This is a genomic window from Pseudomonas macauensis, from assembly GCF_047902425.1.
Taxonomy (GTDB): domain Bacteria; phylum Pseudomonadota; class Gammaproteobacteria; order Pseudomonadales; family Pseudomonadaceae; genus Pseudomonas.
Genome location: NZ_CP138377.1, coordinates 2466147 through 2487894, shown reverse-complemented (window position 1 = coordinate 2487894; position 21748 = coordinate 2466147). Strand labels below are relative to the sequence as shown.

3 protein-coding genes are annotated in these 21748 nt (G+C 68.7%); all 3 read right to left on the bottom strand.

The window, feature by feature from the left end; translation table 11 throughout:
- Positions 1-103 precede the first annotated feature (103 nt).
- From SD196_RS11730 to SD196_RS11720, 3 genes are read right to left on the bottom strand one after another with little or no spacing between them, the layout of a single operon-like run.
- On the bottom strand, positions 104-1066 hold the full coding sequence (locus SD196_RS11730; protein ID WP_416311495.1) for an alpha/beta hydrolase: 963 nt from the start codon (positions 1064-1066) through the stop codon (positions 104-106).
- Entirely contained in the window at positions 1063-8982 is a 7920-nt protein-coding gene (locus SD196_RS11725) for an amino acid adenylation domain-containing protein (RefSeq protein WP_416311494.1), read from the bottom strand. Before SD196_RS11725 ends, SD196_RS11730 begins: the two co-directional genes overlap by 4 nt.
- On the bottom strand, positions 8982-21737 hold the full coding sequence (locus tag SD196_RS11720) for a non-ribosomal peptide synthase/polyketide synthase (protein WP_416311493.1): 12756 nt from the start codon (positions 21735-21737) through the stop codon (positions 8982-8984). Before SD196_RS11720 ends, SD196_RS11725 begins: the two co-directional genes overlap by 1 nt.
- Positions 21738-21748 lie beyond the last annotated feature (11 nt).

Sequence of the window (21748 nt, the reverse complement as noted above, 5' to 3'; positions counted from 1 at the left end):
GCAGAGTGCGGTTCGCGAGCAAGCTCGCTCCTACAGGTGGCACCGCGTGCTCTTCGTAGGAGCGAGCTTGCTCGCGAACCAGCTTGACGCCGGGCTCGCCGGCTTACCAGCGCGCCGCGAGGAACTCCGCCACCCGGCGATAATATCCCTCCACCTCCGGCACCAGGTTGCCCATGCGCAGGAAGTCGTGGGTCATGCCGCAGCAGCGCTCCGCCTCGACTTCCACGCCCTGCTGCACCAGTGCCTGGGCATAGGCCAGGCCTTCGTCCAGCAGCGGATCGAACTCGGCGGCGAACAGCAGGGCCGGCGCACTGCCTTGCAGGGCCGCGCCGGCATGGAGCGGCGAGCAACGCCAATCGCCACGCCGGGCAACCTCCGGCATGTACTGGTCGTAGAACCAGTCCAGGCTGGCCGTTTCCAGCAGGTAGCCCTCGGCGAACAGTTCCTGGGACTCGCTGCGCGCGCTGGCATCCGCCGCCGGGTAGAACAGCAGTTGGGCGCAGGGCTGTTCGGCGCCCTCCCCCGCAAGTTCAGCACTGAGGACGGTAGCCAGCGTGGCACCCGCGCTGTCGCCTCCGACGGCAATGCGCCGTGGATTCAGCCCGAGGCTGGCCGCTGAACTCAGCAGCCAGTCCCAGGCGTCGCGGGCATCGTGGATAGCCGCCGGGAAGGGTGCCTCCGGCGCCAGGCGGTAGCCCAGCGAAATCACGGCGCACTCGCAGTGCTTCGCCAGCAGCCGACACAGGCCGTCGTGGGAATCCAGGCTGCCGACCGTGTAGCCGCCGCCGTGGAAGTACAGGATCGCGCCCTCGCCCGCGCCTAGCGGCCGGTACAGGCGAGCCGGCAGTTGCCGGCCCTCCCGCGCCGGGATCAGCAGTTCTTCCACCGGCATCGACGGTGCGCCGGCCTTGAGCGACTCGGACGAGGCTTCGAACTCCTCTCGCGCCTGCTCCACCGGCAGTTCGTGCAGCGCCGGTCGACCATTGCGGCGGCCTTCGTCGACCATGTCCAGGAAGGCGGAAATCTCCGGGTGCAGCATGCCGACCTCTTTCATCAATGTGTTCATACCGTGGCCTTTTCCTTGGCGGTTTCTACCTGCGCACAGCAGTGATCGATCACGCCGCCCAGCTCTTCGCGCAGCCTGGCCATCAGCGCCTCGATGCGCGACGGCCGGAACACCCGGCGGCTGAACATGCAACGCAGGGTCAGTTCGCCGTCGTAGACCTGGCCGACGATCTCCAGCCAGTTGTTCATCGGCGTGCTGGCGGCGTAGGTGTCGCCGGGTTTCTCCTGCAGCGGCACGAACAGGGCCTTGTCGTCGAAGCTCTGGTCGAACTGGCCGAGGTAGTTGAAGGTGACGCGCGGCTCGGCGCGTGCGGCGAGCTGGCGGCGCAGCGCGTTGTCACCCAGATAGCGCAAGGCGCCGTAGCCGATACCCTTGTCCGGCACCGCTCGCAGCTGCTGGCGGATCGCCGTGATGGCCTGGGCGTAGTCGCCCTGCCCCGGAGTCAGGCGCAGCGGGAACAGGCTGGTGAACCAGCCCAGGGTGCGGCTGTGATCGACCGCGTCGAGGATGTCCTCGCGGCCATGGCCTTCCAGAGCGATCAGTACCGACTCGCTGTCGCACCATTGGCACAGCGTGCGGCTCAGGGCCGTCAGCAGCAGGTCGTTGATCTGCGTGCGATAGGCCTCCGGCGCCACCTTCAGCAGGCGCTGGGTCTGCTGGCGGTCCAGGCGCAGGAACAGTTGCTCCAGGTGCGCCATGCGCTCGGCGCCGCGCGGGTTGTCGCGCTGCGGCTCGCCCAAGCCGGCGGTCTCGGTCTGCTCCAGCCAGTACGGCAGGTCGCCCTGCGCCAGTTGGCTGTCGGCGTACTCGCGCAGGCCCTCGGCCCAGGCGCGGTAGGCGCTGGTGCGTTCGAAGCGCGGCGCCGGTTCGCCAGCGAGCTGCGCGGCGTAACGCTGTTGCAGCTCCTCCAACAGGATGCGCCAGGACACGCCGTCCACGCCCAGGTGGTGGATCACCAGCAGCAGGCGCTGGGTGCCGTCAGCCATGTCGGTGAGCACGCCGCGTAGCAGCCGGCCTTCGCTCAGTTCCAGGCTGCGCTGCGCCTGGTTGGCGATCAGCAGCGCTTCCTCGGCGTTCGCCGCCTGACGCTGCCAGAGCAGCGCACCGGTGACCTCGCTGGCCTCAAGAGTGCGCTGGCGCCACACGCCGTCCGCGCCACGGGCGAAGGACAGACGCAGGCTGCCGTGTTCGGCCAGCAGGCCTTGCAAGGATGCCTCCAGCGCATCAGCGTCGAGACGCTGGCGGCACTCCAGCAGCACCGCCTGGTTGAAGTGGTTGGGCTCCTCCAGCTGCTGCTCGAACATCCATTGCTGGATCGGCACCAGGCCGAAGGACTTGCCGTCATCAGCGACCTCCACGGTCGCTGTCGGCGCTACCTCAGCCACGCTCTCGGAACGCTCCAGCAGGCCGGCGATGGTCTGGTACTGCAGCAGGTCGCGCAGGCGAATTTCGACACCCTCGCCGAGCGCCTGGCGGGCGCGGGAGACGATCTGCAGGCTGAGGATGGAGTCGCCGCCGAGGTCGAAGAAGTTGTCGCGGATACCGACGCGCTCCACTTGCAGCACGTCCTGCCAGATGTCGGCCAGGGCGCGCTCGCGCTCGTTACGCGGCGCCTCGTAGGCTTCGCCCTGCCAGGTCGGTTCGGGCAGCGCCTTGCGGTCGATCTTGCCGTTGGGCGACAGCGGGAAGCGCTCCAGCCTGAGGATCTGCGCCGGCACCATGTAGTCCGGCACCTGCTCGCGGAGGAAGCTGCGCAGCGCGTCACCTTCCGCTTCACCCACCACGTAGCCGACCAGTTGCTTGCCGCTGATGCCGTCGCGGGCGACCACCAGCGCCTCGCTGACCTGCGGGTGATCCTGCAGACGCGCCTCGATCTCGCCCAGCTCGATGCGGAAGCCGCGAATCTTCACCTGGTGGTCGATACGCCCGACGTAGTCGATCACGCCATCGGCGCGGCCGCGCACCAGGTCGCCGCTGCGGTACAGACGACCGCCTTGCGCATCGAACGGGTCCGCCACGAAGCGTTCGGCGGTGAGACCGGCGCGCTCGTGGTACCCGCGCGCCAGGCCGTCGCCGCCGATATACAGCTCGCCAGCCACGCCCAGCGGAACCTGCCGCAGTTGCTCGTCGAGGATGTACAGCCTGCGCGCACCGACGCCCTTGCCGATAGGCGCATAGGCGGCCTCGCAGGCCGTAGCGCGGTCGGCCTTCCACAGCAACGGCGTGACCACGGTCTCCGTGGGGCCGTAGCCGTTGATCAGGTGTTCGGCGCGCAGCGCGCGTTTGGCCAGTTCGAAGCTGGCATTGGGCACCGCGTCGCCACCGAAGCAGTAGATGCGCACCGGCGGCGGGTTGCCGTCACGCAGGGCATGCTCGGCCAGTTGTTGCAGGTAGACCGGCGGGAAGGCCGCCACGCTGACCTGCTTGTCGTGCAGCACGCGGTAGGTCTGCTCCGGAGTCCACAGCTCATCGCCACGCAGTACCAGGCTGCCGCCGTGGACCAGGGTGGTCAGCCAGCGCTCGTGGGCACCGTCGAAGGCGAAGGACATGAAGTGCAGCTCGCGGGTCGCAGCGTCCATCCGGTACAGCTCGCCGATGGCCGCGCAGTGCATGGCCAGCGGGCCGTGGCTGACCGCCACGCCCTTGGGCTTGCCGGTGGAGCCGGAGGTGTAGATCAGGTAGGCGAGGTTTTCCGGCTCCAGGGCCACCACGGGCAGGTCGCTGTCTTCGCCGCTCAGATCGAGCGCGTCCAGCTCCAGGCACTGCACGCCCGCCGGCAGAGGCAGTCGCTCGCGCAGGCGGCTGTCGGTGATCAGCAGCGCGATGCCGGCATCACTCATCTGGAACTCCAGGCGCTCGCGCGGGTACTCGGCGTCCAGCGGCACGTAGGCACCGCCGGCCTTGAGCACCGCCAGCAGCGCCAACGGAATGCGCACGCTGCGCGGCAGGGCCACGCCGACGCGGACTTCCGGACCAATACCCAGCGCCATCAGGCGATGGGCCAGGCGGTTGGAGTCGCGCTCCAGCATCGCGTAGTCGATCTCCTCGTTGCCGCAGATCAGCGCCACCTCATCGCCTCGCAGAGCAGCCTGGCGAGCAATGGCCAGGTGCACCGGCTCGGCCGGCGGCAGCGACTGATGCGGACCACGGCAGGCGGCCAGCGCCGCGCGGTCGCTGGCCGACAGGCATTGCAGCTCGCCGACGCGCTTGCCGGCGCCGTGCAGCAGGCTGTCCAGCACCTGCTCCATATTGCCGCGCAGGCGTGCCACGGCGGGAGCACTGAAGTGGGCGCGCAGATACTGGTATTCGATCTCCAGCGTCTCGCCGACTCGCACGGCGAGGTCCATCGGAATGCTGGTCTCATCCTTGGATTTCAGCTCGCCGAAGCGCGGGCCCTGGGCGCTGCGTAGCACCTCGTCCACCGGGTAGTTCTCGAACACGATGATGCTGTCGAACAGCGCCTGCCCGGCCTGGCTGGCCCAGCGCTGGATGTCGTACAGCGGCGTGTGCTCGAACTCGCGCACGTCCAGGTTGTAGGCCTGCAATTCACGCAGCCAGTCGCCGAGGTCGGCGTCCTCGCTCGGGGCCTGGACGATGGGCAAGGTGTTGATGAACAGGCCCAGCAGTCTGTCGGCGCCGGCCAGTTGCGCGGGCCGCCCGGCCACGGTGGCGCCGAAGGCGACGCGCTGCTGCCCGGTGTAGCGTTGCAGCAGGAGAATCCACGCCGCCTGCACCAGGGTATTCAGCGTCACCCGCTGGCTGCGGGCGAAGGCTTTCAGGCGTTCGGTGGCCGCCGCGTCGTAGCGGCTGTACTCCAGGCCGTGGCCACTGCCTTCGGCCGGGCGCGCCAGGCTGTCAGCCAGCACGGTGGGCTGGGCGAAGCCTTCCAGCCGCGCGTTCCAGAAATCCTGGGCCTGCTGCGGGTCCTGAGCTTGCAGCCAGTGGATGTAGTCACGGTAGCGGCCCTGCTGAGGGATGCTCTCGCCGTTGTAGCGGCGCAACACTTCAGCGAACAGCTGGGCGTTGCTCCAGCCGTCGAGCAGGATGTGGTGATGGGTGTAGATCAGCTGGTGACTGGCCTCGGCGCTGCGCACCAGTACCAGGCGCAGCAGCGGCGGACGCACAAGATCGAAGCTGCGGCTGCGTTCGTCAGCGGCCAGTTCGTCCAGCGCAGCGTCCAAATCTTCACGGCCACGCCAGTCGAGGACTTCCAGCGGCAGCTCGACCTGCTTGTGCACGACCTGCACCGGCTGATCCAGCCCCTCCCAATGCACACCGGCACGCAGGTTGTCGTGGGCATCCAGCGCCGCCTGCCAGGCAACGCGGAAACGCGCGACGTCCAGCCCCTGCACTTCCACGCGCAACTGGTTGACATAGACGCCGCCCTCGCTGCCGTCCACGCCGTGGAACAGCATGCCCTGCTGCATGGGCGACAGCGGATAGAGGTCTTCGATCTCGGCCGGATTCAGATCGAGCGCGGCCAGCTGTGCGGCGTCCGGCGCCTCGATGGCGGAGACCACGACGGCCGCATCGGTTGTGACGAAGTCACCGGCCACACGGGCCAGCGCCTGCAAGGTCTGGTGCTGGAACAGGTCCTTCGGGCGAAGGTGCAGGCCGGCGGCGCGGGCGCGGCTGACCACCTGGATGGAGACGATGGAGTCGCCGCCCAGCTCGAAGAAGTTGTCGTCCAGGCCCACCCGTTCCAGGCCCAGCACGGCGCACCAGATGGCCGCCAGGGTCTGTTCGCGCTGGCTTTGCGGCGCGCGATAGTGCTTCTGCAGCAGGCTGAAATCCGGCTCCGGCAGGGCCTTGCGGTCGAGCTTGCCGTTGGGCGTCAGCGGCATGCGCTCGAGCAGGACGATCTGCGCGGGGACCATGTAGTCCGGCAGCTCTTCCAGCAGCGCGGCACGCAGGTCGGTATCGATCTGCCCCGTCACGTAGCCGACCAGTTGCTTCACCGCTCCGGCGTCGCGGGCGATCACCACCGCCTCGCGCACGCCGGGCTGGCCGAGCAGGCGCGATTCGATCTCGCCCAGCTCGATACGGAAGCCGCGAATCTTCACCTGATGGTCGAGGCGGCCGAGGTACTCCAGCACGCCATCGGCGCGCCAGCGCGCCAGATCACCGGTGCGGTACATGCGCGCGCCCATTTCCCTACCGTAGGGATCGGCGACGAAGCGCTCGGCGGTCAGATCGGGGCGGCCATGGTAGCCGCGCGCCAGGCCGTCGCCGGCGATGTACAGCTCGCCGGCCACGCCGATGGGCGCCGGTTGCAGCTCGCCATCGAGGATGTACAGCCGGGTGTTGGCGATGGGCTTGCCGAGCAGCGCGCGGGCGCCCTTTTCGATCTTCCAGGCCGCCGACCAGATGGTGGTTTCGGTGGGGCCGTAGAGATTCCACAGTGCATCCGTTTGGGCTGTCAGCTTGTCCGCCAGTTCGGCGGACAGCGCCTCGCCGCCGCAGAAGAAGCGGCAGCCGCTCAGGCGCGGGAAGTCCTCGTGGCCGCTGAGCAGCGTCCAGGTGCTCGGAGTGGCCTGGATCACCGTCACGCCCTGCTCCAGCGCCACGCCGAGCAGGCGTGATGGATCGCGAGCGACGTCGCGGTCCACCAGCACCACCCGGCCGCCCACCAGCAGCGGCAGGTACAGCTCCAGCGCGGAGATGTCGAAGGACAGCGAAGTCAGCGCGAGGACGCGGTCCCGCGCCTCCAGGCCCGGCTCGCGGGCCATGCTGAGCATGAAGTTGACCACCCCGCCATGGCGCACCGCGACGCCCTTGGGCTTGCCAGTGGAGCCGGAGGTGTAGATGACATAGGCGAGATCATCGGGCTGTGCGAGGTTCGCCAGATCGCTGTCGGCGTAGCCGTCCAGTCGGGCCCAGTCGCGATCCAGGCAGAACGCACGGGCGCCTGTCTGCGGCAGCTCGCCGAGCAGGTGCTGCTGGGTCAGCAGCAGGCGTACATCGCCGTCTTCGAGCATGTGCGCCAGGCGTTCGGCGGGGAATTCCGGGTCCAGCGGCACGTAGGCGCCGCCCGCCTTGAGCACGGCCAGCAGCGCCACCGGCAGTTCGACGGAGCGCTCCAGGGCGACGCCGACGCGACTGTCCGGGCCGACGCCCTGCTCGCGCAGCCAGTGCGCCAGGCGGTTGGCGCGGCGGTTGAGTTCCGTGTAGCTGAAGCTGCGCTGGCCGTCGGTGACGGCAATATCGTTCGGCGTGCGCGCCGCCTGTTGCTCGATCAGTTGATGCAGGCAGGCATCGCGCGGGTAATCGAAGTCGCTGGCATTCCAGCCGTAGAGCAGTTGCTCGCGTTCGCTACCGTCCAGCAGCGGCAGGCGCGCCACCGGGCAGTGCGGGTCGGTGACGATGCCGCGCAGCAGGTTGAGGAAATGCCCGGCAAGACGCTGGATGGTCGCCGCGTCGAACTGGTCGGTGGCGTACATGAACTGCCCGCGCACCTGGCCGTCGCGGCTTTCCTCGGTGTTCAGGGTCAGGTCGAACTTGGCGATGCCGCTCTCCAGTTCCAGGCTCTCCAACTGCAGGCCGCCGGGCAGCTCGCGCAGGGCGTCGCGGCGGCTCGGCTGGTGATTGCAGGCCACCTGGAACAGCGGGTTGTAGCTCAGGCTGCGCTCGGGCTGCAGTGCGTCCACCAGTTGCTCGAACGGCAGGTCCGGATGGGCCTGGGCGCCCAGCACCGCTTCGCGGGTGCGGGCCAGGAACGCGCTGAAGGATTCGTCGCCGTCGATGCGCGCGGGCAGCACCTGGGTATTGACGAAGAAGCCGATCAGCCGTTCGCTCTCGGCACGGCCACGGCCGGCGATGGGCACGCCGACGCGCAGCTCGCGCTGGCCGCTGTAGCGCGACAGCAGCAGCTGGTAGGCCGCGAGGATCAGCATGAACAGCGTGGCACCCTGCCCCCGCGCCAGGTCGCGCAAGGCATCGCTGAGCGCACGGGGCAGCTCGAAGTCCAGTGTCGCGCCGCTATAGCTCTGCACCAGGGGACGCTGCCGGTCGCCCGGCAGCGTCAACAGCAGGGATTCGTCGCCCAGTTGTGCCTTCCAGTAGGCCAGTTGCCGCTCACCTTCGCCGGCCGCCAGCCACAGGCGCTGCCAACGGGCCATGTCGCTGTACTGGATCGGCAGCGGCTCCAGATCGGCCTGCGCACCGCTCACTTCAGCGCTGTAGAGCGCGGCGAATTCATCGATGAGCACGCCGATGGACCAGCCATCGGCAATGATGTGGTGCAGGTTCACCAGCAGCAGCGCTTCACCCGGCAGGCGCGCCAGATGCAGGCGCAGCAGCGGGCCTTCGGCGAGGTCGAAGGGGCGTTGCGCGCAGTGGTTCAGCCAATGGCGGGCTTCGTCTTCGCTACCGAAGTCCTTCGCCTCCAGATGCGCCGGCCCCGGCGGCAGGATGCACTGCATCACCTCGCCATCCGCCGCACCCTGTCCTGCCTGCGGCGGATGACGCTGCGCGTCATTCGCCCTACCAGAGCAGTCCTCTGCCGTGCGCAGTACCTCGCCAGCCGGCTCCCGTAGGGCGCATAACGCGCCAGCGTTATCCGCCGAGGCATCATGACCGGACTCTGCCGAGCGGAAAACCGTGCGCAGGCTTTCATGGCGCTCGATCAGCGCGGTGAAGGCACGCATAAGCGCGCCCTCGTCCAGCGCGCCACGCAGCCGCACGGCGGCCGGAATGTTGTAGGCGGCGCTGTGCGGCTCCATCTGCCAGAGGAACCACAGGCGCGCCTGGGCCGCCGAAAGCGGCGCGTGCTCGCGCCCTTCGCGGAGGATCGGCAGGCGCGAAAGACTCACGCCCTTCTCACGAAGCTGACGCAGGAAGACGATCTGCTTGTCCTCGGACAGCGCGCCAAGGCGCTCCGCGACCTGTTTCAGCTGGGCGTCCATCGGTTGACTCATTACAGGTTCTCCAGCTCGCCGAGCAGTTCGTCCATCAGGTCCAGTTCCTCTTCCGCGCTGGCGGAGCTTGCCCGCTGCGACTCGATCCAGGCGGCCAGCGCCTCGATGTTGCTCAGCTCGAACAGGCGATGCAGCGGCAGTTCCAGGCCCAGACGCTGACGCAGGGTCAGACCGACCTGGGTGAGCAGCAGCGAATGCCCGCCCAGTTCGAAGAAGTCGTCGTGCAGGCCGACGCGATCCACTTGCAGCACGTGCTGCCAGATGCCGGCCAGCTCGACTTCCAGGTCGCTGCGCGGCGCCACGTACTCGCGCAGGCGCTCGCCCAGTTGCGGGTCCGGCAGGGCCTTGCGATCCAGCTTGCCGTTGGGCGACAGCGGCATGGCATCGAGGGCGATGATCCGCGACGGCACCATGTAGTCCGGCAGCTCGCCTTGCAGCGCCTGGCGCAGGGCTTCGGGCTTGGCGCTGGCGACCACGTAGGCCAGCAGCACGCCGTCCCTGGCTACTACCACCGCCTCGCTGACCTGTGGGTGGGCCTGCAGGTGCGACTCGATCTCGCCCAGTTCGATACGCAGGCCGCGAATCTTCACCTGGTGGTCGAGACGACCGAGGTATTCGATGGCGCCGTCTTCGCGCTGGCGAGCCAGGTCGCCAGTGCGGTACAGCCGCTCACCGCTGCCGAAGGGGTCGGCGACGAAACGCTCGGAAGTCAGCCCGGGACGCGCGTGGTAACCGCGCGCCAGGCCCACGCCGCCGATGTACAGTTCACCCGCCACACCCTGCGGCACCGGCTCCAGGCGTTCGTCCAGCAGCACCAGGCGCAGGTTGTCGATGGGCCGACCGATGGGCACGACGTGCCGCGCGTTGTCTTCATCGCAGGCCCAGAAGCTGACGTCGATCGCCGCCTCCGTCGGGCCATAGAGGTTGTGCAGCTTCGCGCTGCTGCGCTGGCGGAACTGCTGTTGCAGCTCATAGGGCAGCGCCTCGCCAGAGCACATCACCTGCCGCAGCGACGGGCTGCGTTCCAGCTCGCCGGACGCCACGAAGGCCTGAAGCATCGAGGGCACGAAGTGCAGCGTGGTGACCTGCCCCGCCTCGATCACCTGGCGCAGCGCTGCCGGATCGCGGTGCGCGCCGGGCGCGGCGACCACCAGGGCGGCGCCGGTCATGAGCGGCCAGAAGAACTCCCACACCGACACGTCGAAGCTGAACGGGGTCTTCTGCAGCACCCGGTCGGAGGCATCCAGCGCGTAGGCCTTCTGCATCCAGTGCAGGCGGTTGACCAGCGCGCGGTGGCTGTTGCCGGCGCCCTTGGGCTTGCCGGTGGAACCGGAGGTGTAGATCAGGTACGCGAGGTTCTGCGGGCTGCCGAGAATGGCCGGATTCTGCTCTGACGCCGTGGCGATCTCGCTCCACTGGCTGTCCAGGCAGATCCGTCGGGCGCCAGTCGCCGGCAGGCGATCCCGCAGGTGCTGCTGGGTCAGCAGCAGCCCCACGCCGCTATCGCTGAGCATGTGTTGCAGGCGATCCTGCGGGTAATCCGGGTCCATCGGCACGTAGGCGCCGCCGGCCTTGACGATGCCCAGCAACGCCACCACCAACTCAACCGAACGCTCGGCGGCCACGCCGACCAGCACATCCGGGCCGACACCCTGACCGCGCAGCCAATGCGCGAGCTGGTTGGCGCGGGCGTTGAGCTGGGCGTAGCTCAGGTGCTCCTCACCGCATTGCAGGGCCAGCGCATCCGGGGTCGCGGCAACCTGGCGCTCAATCAGCTCCTGCAGCTGCACATCAGCCGGGAAAGTCGCCACGGTGTCGTTGAAGCGTTGCAGCAAAGAGTGGCGCTCGCCGTCGGCCAGTTGGCTGACCCGGCCCAGCGGGCGTTCGGCGTCTTCCACCAGCGCCATCAGCAGGTGCTCGAAGTGGCCACGCAGTTGCTCGACCTGGCTCGCGCTCAGGCGGTCGGCGCGGTAGGTGTAGCGCACGTCCAACTGATCGCCGGCACTGGCCACCAGGGCCAGGGCGTAGTTGGTGCCGTCCACCGGGCGGTGGCCGAGGATGCGCAGGTCATCGTCGCCAGGGGACGACAGCGCCGCGTCCATGGGGAAGTTCTCGAACACGATGAGGCTGTCGAACAGCGCCTGCCCGCCGCGACCCGCCCAGCGCTGGATGTCGTACAGCGGGGTGTGCTCGAACTCGCGCACGTCGAGGTTGAACGCCTGCAGCTCGCGCAGCCAGTCGCCGACGCGCTGGGCGTCGTCCGGGCTTTGCAGGATCGGCAGCGTGTTGATGAACAGGCCGAGACTCTCTTCCGCCCCCGGCAAGGTGGCCGGTCGCCCGGCCACGGTGGCGCCGAAGGTGACGCTGCGCTGGCCGCAGTAACGTTGCAGCAGCAGCGCCCAGGCGCCCTGCACCAGGGTGTTGAGGGTGATGCGCTGGGCCTGGGCGAAGCGTTGCAGCGGTGCGCTGTCGAGGCGACTGCGCAGTTCGCGCAGCGGCTCGTCGCGGAACCCGGCGTTGCAGGCGGTGGCCAGCAGGGTCGGCTCATCGAAGTCTTTCAGGCGTTCACGCCAGAAGGTCTCACCCACAGCGCCATCCTGGGCGTGCAGCCAGGCGATGTAATCGCCGTACTGCACGGTGGGCGCAGACAAAGTTTCAGCACGGTAGAGGGCCAGCACTTCGCCGATCAGCCGCGCGCTGCTCCAGCCATCCAGCAGCAGGTGGTGGCAAGTCCAGATCAGGTGGTAGCGGCGCTCCCCCAGACGCACCAGCGCCAGGCGTTGCAGCGGTGGCTTGGCCAGGTCGAAGCCCAGGTTGCGCTGGTCATCGGCGACGCTGTCGAGCTGTTGCTCACTGACGGACTGATCGCGCCAGTCGAAGGACTGCACCGGCAGTTGCACCTCGCGCAGGACGAACTGCAGCGGCGCCGAATCGGCGCTGGCAAGGAAGCCGGTGCGCAGGTTCGCATGGCGGGCGATGACCGCGCGCCAGGCGTCGAGGAAGCGGGCCTCGTCGAGGCCGTCGAGGTCGACGCGCAACTGGTTGACGTAGAGCGAGGAGCCCGGCACGTCGAGCGCATGGAAGAGCATGCCCTGCTGCATCGGCGACAGCGGATAAAGGTCTTCCACTCCGGCCGGCAGCGGCAGTGCGTCGAGCTGTTGCTGGTCCAGCTCGACCAGCGGCACATCCTTTGCGCCAAGCTTGTAGGGATGGCTCAGGCAGTATGCGACCAGCGCTTGCAGCTCGGCGCGCAGCAAGGCTTGCAGCTCATCGATGTCGGCAGCATCAAACATGAAGCGGCTGTAGGTGACTTCCAGGCTCAGCTCGCCGCCCAGCACACGGCCGACGTACACCAGCGCATTGCCCAGCGCAGCATTCAGCGGCTGGCTGCGGCCTACACCTTCGAAGGCCGGCAGGAAGTCGGCGTCGGCGAAGGCCTGGTCGAGCTGGCCAAGGTAGTTGAAGGTCACCTGCGGCGCCGGCAGGTCACGCAGACTGGCCGCGTGCTGGCTGAGGTAGCGCAGTTGGCCGTAACCGATACCGCCGCGCGGCAGGTTGCGCAGGTGCTCGCGAGTGGCGCGCAGGTCTTCGCCCGGCTCGCCGCCGGCTTGCAGACGAACCGGATACAGGGCGGTGAACCAACCGACGCTGCGGCTCAGGTCCAGCGCGCCGTCGCCGTCCCGGCCGTGGCCTTCCATTTCCACCAGCGCGGAGGACTCGCCTGTCCAGGCGTACAGCGCGCGGGCCAGGGCAGTCAGTAGCAGGTCGTTGATCTGGATGCGCTGCGCCTTGAGCGCGGGACCGAGCAGTTGGCGGGTGGTTTCGACGTCCAGGCTGAAGCGCGCGTTAGCGGCTTCCTTCCAGGTTGCCGGAGCGTCGTTGCGGCCACGGTTGAGCAACGGCGCATCGCGCAATTCGGCTTGCCAGTAAGCCAGCTCGGCAGCCACTTCGGCGCTGTCCGCGGCCGCCTGCTGGCGGGCGCTCCAGGCCTGGTAACCATCGGTGCGCGGCAATGCGGCGGGCGTGCGGCCGGCGCGCAGCTCGCGGTAGGCGTACTGCAGGTCTTCCAGCAGGATGCGCCAGGACACGCCATCCACCGCCAGATGGTGGATGACCAGCAGCAGGCGCTCGCCACCTTCTTCGAGCGTGACGTGCATGGCGCGCAGCAGAGGACCGTTGGCGATATCCAGGCTGGCCTGGGCGTCGTCGCATAGACGCTCCAGGGTGCGGGCGTCAGCGGCACGGCGCCGCCACAGCAGGGTCATGTCCAGCGGCCCCTGTTCCGCGTAACGCTGGCGGCTGCCGTCGAAGCGCAGGCGCAGCGCGTCGTGCTGGCCGACCAGCCAGTGCAGGGCACGGGCCAGGGCATCACCATCCAGCGCCTCGCGCGGTTGCAGCAGCAGCGCCTGGTTCCAGTGGTGACGCTGGGCGCTCGGTACGCGTTCGAAGAAGCGCGCCTGCACCGGCGACAAGGCCACCTCACCGCTGACAGCAACCACCGGCGCGGGGGCAGCCGGCGCGCGGCTTTCCAGCCACTGCGCGAGCTGGCGGACGCTCTGCCGCTCGAACAGCTGTTTCGGGCTGAGCTTGTAACCCAGTTTGCGGATGCGCGCGATGATCTGCAGGCTGAGGATGGAGTCGCCGCCCAGTTCGAAGAAATTGTCCTCGGCACCGACGCGCTCGACCTTCAGCACCGCCTGCCAGATGTCGGCGATACGCTGTTCCAGCTCGGAGAGCGGTGCGCTATCCAACGGCTTGGCCGCCGTCTCGACACGCGGCAGGGCCTTGCGGTCGACCTTGCCATTGGCGTTCAGCGGCAGGCACTCCAGCAGCATCAACTGGGCCGGCAGCAGGTATTCGGGGACTTCGGCGGCGAGGCTTTCACGCAGACTTTCAACGCTCTGCCCTTCTGCAATGGCCCAGGCCAGCAGCCTCATCGGGCCGTCGCCCTCGCGCTCGGCCAGCGCCACGGCATCGCGCACGCCCGGCAGGCGCTTGAGCGCTTGCGCCAGTTCGCCCGGCTCGACGCGGTAGCCACGGATCTTCACCTGGTCATCCACGCGGCCGAGGAATTCCACGGCGCCGCGACGGTTCAGGCGCACACGGTCGCCGCTGCGGTACAGGCGCTCGCCTTCGATCTTCACAAAACGCTCCGCCGTCATTTCCGGCAGACCGAGGTAGCCCAGTGCCAGGCCGGCTCCGCCGATGTACAGCTCGCCCGGTACGCCCGGCAACAGGTCACGACCGTTCTCGTCGAGCACGCGGATGGCGGTGTTGGCCAGGGGCGTGCCGATGGGCAGGCTGGCAGCCGGCAGATCATCCACCAGCGACCATTCGTGGGTCAGCACCCCCACGGTGGACTCGCTGGGACCGTAGTGGTTGACGATGCGCAGTCGCGGGGCCATTTCACGAATCGGTTGCAGCAGCGCACGGTCACAGGCTTCCCCGCCCACCACCAGCAGGCGGCGCGGCAGCACAGCGGCAGCATTCGGTGCAGCCGCCAGCAAACCGGCGAGGTGGCTGGGGACGATCTTCAGCACATCCACTTCGCGCATGAACTGCGAGAAGCGTTCGGCATCGGCCACCGCCTGGGCATCGGCCAGATGCAGACGCCCCCCGCCGCACAGCGCGCCGAACAGCGTGGTGTGACCGAGGTCTGCAGCTACCGAGGAAACCATCGCCATGCCCAGGCCACGGGCGCGGCCCTGGTCCAGTTGCAGGCGCTCCAGCACAGCCTGCACATAGTTGGCCAGCGCCGCGTGGCTGACGCGCACGCCCTTGGGCTGGCCGGTGGAGCCGGAGGTGAAGATGACGTAGGCAACCTGCTGCGGCTCGATGCTCAGCGACGGCGCCTTGTCGCTGCCCTGCTCCGGGCCACCGGCCGGGATCAGCGTGGCGGCGGCGCCGAAGGTATCCTGCAGCACGGCATCGCTGACCAGCACGCGGCCAATACCGTTGTCCTTGATCAACTGGCGCAGACGCTCGGCCGGCTGCGCCGGGTCCAGCGGGACGTAGGTGGCGCCGGCTTTCAGCACGCCCAGCAGCAGGAGCACCCACTGCGCGCTGCGCTCCTGGCAGATCGCTACGCACTCAACTGGCTCCACGCCGCTGTCGATCAGCGCGTTGGCCAGGCGGTTGGTGCGGGCATCCAGTTCGGCGTAGCTGTAGCGCACCCTGTCGTCCTGCACGGCGATGGCGTCCGGTTGCGCGGCAACTTGCGTGGCGAACAGAGCGAGCACGTCCTGCTGCGGCCATTGGCGCGCCTCGCCACGACGACGCGAAGCCACTGGGCGCGGCAACTCGCCGAGAGCACGCTGCGGCTCGGCACACAGCTGGCGCAGCAACGCTTCGAACTGGCCGGCGATAGCCACGACGCTGTCCTCGTCGAACAGATCGCAGGCATAGACGAAGCTGCCGCGTAGCTCATCGCCAGGTTGGCCGCTGGCATCCAGCGCCTCAGCCATGTCCAGGGCGAGGTCGAAACGCGCGCCGTATTGCTCCTCGCTGAACAGCGCAAGCTTCAGCGCGCCGGCATCGGGCAGGCGGCTAACGTCGAAGCCGAAGTTGAACTTCACCTGCACCAGCGGGTTGTAGGCCAGGCTGCGCTCGGGTTGCAACGCTTCCACCAGTTGCTCGAATGGCAGGTCCTGGTTCGCTTGCGCACCGAGCGCCAGCGGCTTGATGCGGGTCAGCAGCGCGGCGAAGGACTCGTCATCGGCGAGTTGCAATGGCATGACCTGGGTGTTGACGAAGAAGCCGATCAGCCCTTCGGTCTCCAGTTGCTGGCGGTTGGCGATGGGCACGGCGATACGCAGGTCGCGCTGGCCGCTGTAGCGCTGCATCAGCACGGCGTAAGCGCCGAGCAGCAACATGAACAGGGTGACGTCCTGCTCGCGGGCCAGTTGTTTGAGACGCGCACCAAGTCCGGCATCAAGGCTGAAGCCGAGGCTGCCGCCCCGGTAGCTCTGCACCGCCGGGCGTGGACGGTCGGCGGCCAATTCGAGAACGGGCGTATCGCGGCCCAGCTGCTCGGTCCACCAGCTCAGCTGACGCTGGCCCTCCTCGCCCGCCAGCAACTCGCGCTGCCACTGGGCGTAGTCGGCGTACTGCACCGGCAACGCTGGCAGTTCCAGCTTCTCGCTCGCAGCGAAGGCGCCGTAGAGACGGCTGAACTCGTCCACCAGCACGCGGATCGACCAGCCGTCGGAGACGATGTGGTGCATGGTCAGCAGCAGCACATGGTCGCTGTCGGCCAGCTTGATCAGGGTCAGACGCAGCAGCGGTCCATGGCGCAGATCGAACGGACGCTGCGCTTCTTCCTCCGCCAGTCGGCGGGCGGCGCTTTCGGGGTCTTTTTCAGCGGACAGATCGACCCCCGCGAGATCCAGGGGCCGGGCCGGCTGGATGCGCTGGAAGGCCTGGCCGTCCACTTCATCGAAGGTGGTGCGCAGGGTTTCATGGCGCGCCACCAGGGCGTCGAAGGAGCGGCGCAGCGCAGATTCGTCCAACTCGCCGCGCAGGCGCAGGGCGCCCGGCACGTTGTAGGCGGCGCTGGCCGGTTCCATCTGCCAGAAGAACCACAGGCGGCTCTGGGCGGCGGACAGCGGCAGATCGCCGTCGCGAGCCAGGGCGCGCAGTGGCGGAGGTCCGCTGGGCGTCGATGCACTCAGCCGCGCCGCGAATTCATCCAGGCGGCTGGCTTCGAACAGGTCGCGCAGCGGGACTTCGCAACCCAGGTCACGGCGCAGGCGGGAGATGACCTGCGTGGCCAGCAGCGAGTGGCCGCCCAGCTCGAAGAAGTCGTCCTCGCGACCTACAGCCGGCACGCCAAGCACTTCAGCCCAGACGGCGGCGACGCGGTTTTCCAGGCCATCGCGCGGGGCCTCGGCAGCGCTGGCGGTTTCCTCAGGTTCAGGCAGCGCCTTGCGGTCGATCTTGCCGTTGGCGTTGAGCGGCATCTGCGCCAGCACGAGGATGCGCGACGGCACCATGTAGTCCGGCAGTTGTGCGCGCAGAGCGGCTTTCAGGGTGTCTTCGGCGACACCTTCGCCCGTGACGTAACCCAGCAGGCGCTTGCCGCGCTCGTTGTCGCGTGCGATCACCGCCGCTTCGCGCACGCCGGGCAGCGCGCGCAGGCGGGCTTCGATCTCGCCCGGCTCGATGCGGAAGCCACGGATCTTCACCTGCTGGTCGACGCGACCGAGGTAGTCCAGCGCGCCGTCTTCACGCCAGCGCACGCGGTCGCCGCTGCGGTACAGGCGAAGGCCGTCAGCATAGGGATCGGCCACGAAGCGCTCGGCGGTCATGGCGGCGCGCTGGTGGTAGCCGCGAGCCAGGCCATGCCCGCCGATGTACAGCTCGCCGGCCACGCCGCGCGGCAGCGGTTGCAGGCGGTCATCAAGGATGTACAGGCTGCGTTCGCCCACCACTTCGCCAATGGGGGCGTAGGCAGCGCCGCAAGTGGTGCGGGCGTCGGCCTTCCAGAGCATCGGGGTGACCACGGTTTCAGTCGGGCCGTAGCCGTTGATCAGGTGCTGTGGCTTCAGCGCCTGGTGCGCCAACTGGTAGGCCGCTTCGGGCACCGCGTCACCGCCGAAGCAGTAGATGCGCATGCTCGGCGCGTGGCCGTGGATCATGGCCTGCTCGGCCAACTGTTGCAGGTAGGCCGGCGGGAAGGCTGCCACCGTGACTTCGTGGCGGCGCAACTGGTCGAGAGTTTGTTCGGCGGTCCACAGCGCATCATTGCGGATCAGCAGGCTGCCGCCGTGGGACAGCGCGGTAAGCCAGCGCTCGTGGGCGCCGTCGAAGGCGAAGGACATGAAGATCAGCTCGCGGTCGGCGGCGCTCATGGCGTAGCGCTGGCCGATGGCGCGGCAGTGCGCGGCAATCTCGCCGTGGGCGACGGCAACGCCCTTGGGCTGGCCCGTGGAGCCGGAGGTGTAGATCAGGTAGGCGAGGTTCTGCGCCTGGATGCGCACCAGCGGACGCACCGCCAGCGCATTGCCGAGGTCGGCCTCTTCCAGTAACAGGCGCTCGACGCCTTCGGGCAACGGCAGGCGTTCGGCCAACTCGGCAGTGGTCAGCAGCAGGTCGACGCCGGCATCCTGCATCAGCCAGGCCAGTCGCTCCTCGGGGTAGTCGACGTCCAGCGGCAGGTAGGCTCCGCCGGCCTTCATGACGGCCAGCAGGGCCAACGGGATGTCCACGCCACGCGGCAGCGCCACGGCAACCCGGCGCTCCGGGCCGATGCCGCGCTGGATCAGGCGCTGCGCCAGGCGGTTGGAGCGGTCTTCCAGCTCGGCGAAGTTCACTTCGCGCTGAGCGTCGATCAGCGCGACCTTGGCCGGATGCCGCCGGGCCTGGGCGGCGATGGTCTCGCTCAGCGCCTCGAACGCAGGCGCGTCACCGGCCACGGCGATGCTCCAGTCGCTGGCGGGCAGCCAGTCGCGGGCGTCCAGGGGAGCGTCAGCGTTGAGCTCCGGCAGCGCGCGCAGCAGGTCGAGGAAGTGCCCGACCAGCCGCTGCATACCGGCAGCGACGTAGCGCTCGCGGGCATAGCAGAAGCTCAGGCGCAACGTCTGTTCGCCTTCGCGAACGCGCAGCACCAGGTCGAACGGGGTTTCCAGGTCGATCTGCTCCAGCGCATCCACCGTCAGGCCCGGCAGGCCATTGCCGGCGTGCGGTTGCCACTGGTGGTCGAAGGCCACCTGGCACAGCGGATGGCGGCCGTGGCCGCGCTCGGGTTGCAGGGCTTCCACCAGTTGCTCGAACGGCAGGCCCTGGTGCGCCTGGGCTTGCAGCAGGTCGTCGCGCAGTTGGCGGAGCACGCCACGCAGGGTCGCGCCTTCGGGCAGCTCGCTGCGCAGCACCAGCAGGTTGACGAAGAAACCGACCAGACGCTCGCTGTCCAACTGTTCACGGCCAGCCTGGGTCAGGCCGATGCGCAGGTCGTGCTGACCGCTGTAGCGTTGCAGCAACAGGTTGTAGGCGCTGAGCAGGAGCATCGGCAGCGTCGCGCCGTGGGCCTGGGCCAGACCACGCAGCCGGCGGGTCAGGTCGGCGTCGACTTCGCGTTCGATCAGTGCGGCACTCTGGCCTTTCCCTCCCGTCGCGAAAGGCAGCTCCAGCGGCGAATGCTGAGTGCCCAGGCGCTCGCTCCACCAATCCAGCAGGCGCGCGCCCTCGCCCGCCTCCAGCCGGGATTGCTGGGCGGCGGCCAGGTCGAGGTATTGGCGCGGCAGCATCGGCAGCACCGGCTCGCGTTGTTCGACGACGGCGCGGTAGCACTCGGCGAACTCGTCCAGCAGCAGGTTCAGCGACCAACCGTCGGCGATGATGTGGTGCACGCACAGCAGCAGCGCCTGGCGGCCGCCGCCGAGGTTCTGCAGGCGCAGGCGCAGCAGCGGGCCGGCGGCCAGATCGAAAGGTTCGGCGGCGAAGGCATCGGCGTCCTCGCGGGCGGCGATGTCGCGGCGGGCATTGCCGAGGGAGCTGAAATCGCTCTCGGTCAGTTCTACCCGATTGTCGCCGGACAGGCTCAGCGTGACTTCGCCATCCGCCTGTTCGATGAAGCGGCTGCGCAGGGTTTCATGGCGGCCCAGCAGCACGGCAAAGGCCTGCTCCACCGCCGGACGACGCAGCTCACCGCGCAGGTTCATGCGCCCGGCGATGTGGTAGACGGCGCTTTCCGGCTCCAGCTTCCAGAGGAACCACAGGCGACGCTGAGCCGGCGACAGCGGCAGCAGGCCGTCACGCGGGACCTGCGCAATGGTTTCTGCTTCAGTCGTCGGCAGTGCCGCCAGCGCGGCGGCGAAGGCGCCCAGTTCCGGCGCTTCGAACAGCAGGCGCAGCTCCACGGGACGCCCCAGGCGCTCGCGCAGGCGCGCCATCAGTTGAGTGGCCTTGATGGAGTTGCCGCCCAGGGCGAAGAAGTTGTCGTCGCGGCGGATCGCCGGCAGCTCCAGCACCTCGCTCCACAGCGCGGCGATGGATTCTTCCTCGGCGTTCAATGCGGCGACCGGCCTGGCGCTCGCGCCATCGCTGATCGGCTCGCCGGCACGCTGGATGGCGTAGGCCTGCAGGCTACCGTCGAGCAGTTGGGCCCGGCAGGCCGAGCGTTGCAGCTTGCCGCTGGAGGTCTTGGGCAGCGCACCCGGTTCCAGCAGCGCCACCACCAGCGGCGCCTCCTGGAAGGTTTCCGCCACGGCGGCGGAAATGGCCTTGGCCAGGGCTTCGGCGGAAATCAGCTTGCGCACGCTACGCCCGACTTCGGCGGCGATGCCGATGCCGTCGCGGCCCTGGTGTTCGATGGCGAAGGCGGAAACGCGGCCCTTGCGCACCAGGTCCACCTCTTCCTCGACGCAGCGCTCCACGTCCTGCGGGTAGAGGTTCTGCCCACGGACGATGAGCATGTCCTTGAGGCGGCCGGTAACGAAAAGCTCGCCGTTGTGCAGGAAGCCCAGGTCGCCGGTACGCAGCCAGGTGCGGCCGTCCTTCTCGACGAAGGTGCGCGCGCTGGCCTCCGGGTTGCGCCAGTAGCCCAGCGCCACGCTGGGACCGCTGCTCCAGATTTCACCGACGCGATCCGGGCCGAGGGCTTCGCCGCTCAGCGGGTCAACCAGTTGCACGTCGTGGTCCGGCTGGGTGCGCCCGCAGTTGATCAGCGAAGTGCCGCGGCCCGGTCGGGCGACGTTCTCGCCCAGGGCGTTGAGGTCGACTTCCAGTTGGCCGATGCCTTCACCGCGCACACCGCCGGTGACGAACAGGGTCGCCTCGGCGAGGCCGTAGCAGGCGTAGAAGGACGAGGCGTCGAACCGGGCCGGGGCGAACCAGGCGGCGAAGCGTTCCAGGGTGTCCGGGCGGATCGGCTCGGAGCCGGAGAAGGCCACGCGCCAGGTGCTCAGGTCAAGGCCTTCCAGCGCGGCTTCGTTGACCCGCTCACAGCACAGGCGGTAGGCGAAGTCCGGGCCGCCGCTGACGGTACCGCCGAAGCGCGCGATTGCCTCCAGCCAGCGACGCGGACGTTCGAGGAAGTAACGCGGAGACATCAGCACACATTCGATGCCGCTGTAGATCGGCTGCAGCAGCCCGCCGATCAGACCCATGTCGTGGAACAGCGGCAGCCAACTGACCATCACGTCGTCGTCGCCGATACCAAGGCCGTGGCGGATCAGGCGTTCGTTGGCGATCAGGTTGCCATGGCTGACCTGTACGCCCTTGGGCGTCGAGGTGGAGCCGGAGGTGTACTGCAGGAACGCAATGTCGTCGTCGGCCAGCTCGGGCATCTGCCATTCGACGGCCAGCGCCGGGTCGGCCTGGTCCACCGCGAGCAGCAGCGGGCTGTCGCCGGTCTCGCGCACGCAGGCCGGGCGCAGTGTTTCGATCAGCATGGAATCGGTGAGCACCAGGCTAGGCTGCGCGTCATCGAGGATCGAACGCAGGCGCGCCAGGTGCTGCGGGCGCACGGACTCCGGCGGATAGGCCGGCACGGCGATGATCCCCGAGTAGAGGCAGGCGAAGAACGCGGTGACGTAGTCCGGCCCGCTGGGCAGCAGGAGCACGGCGCGGTCGCCGCACCGGCCATGGCGCAGCATCCAGGCGGCCATGGCGCGGGCGCGCTCGTCCAGCTCACGGAAGCTGATGGGCACCTCGATGTTCTCGGCGATGAATCGCAGGGCAGTCTTGCGCGGCATTTCGCAGGCGCGTTGCAGCAGGGCCTCGACCAGGTTTCCTGCGGCTTCGTAGCGGTCGTTCATGACATCACCTG

Excerpts from the sequence above, each read along its gene's own strand:
- SD196_RS11730 (WP_416311495.1), bottom strand. The coding sequence starts at position 1,066 with ATGAACACATTGATGAAAGAGGTCGGCATGCTGCACCCGGAGATTTCC.
- SD196_RS11725 (WP_416311494.1), bottom strand. The coding sequence starts at position 8,982 with ATGAGTCAACCGATGGACGCCCAGCTGAAACAGGTCGCGGAGCGCCTT.
- SD196_RS11720 (WP_416311493.1), bottom strand. The coding sequence starts at position 21,737 with ATGAACGACCGCTACGAAGCCGCAGGAAACCTGGTCGAGGCCCTGCTG.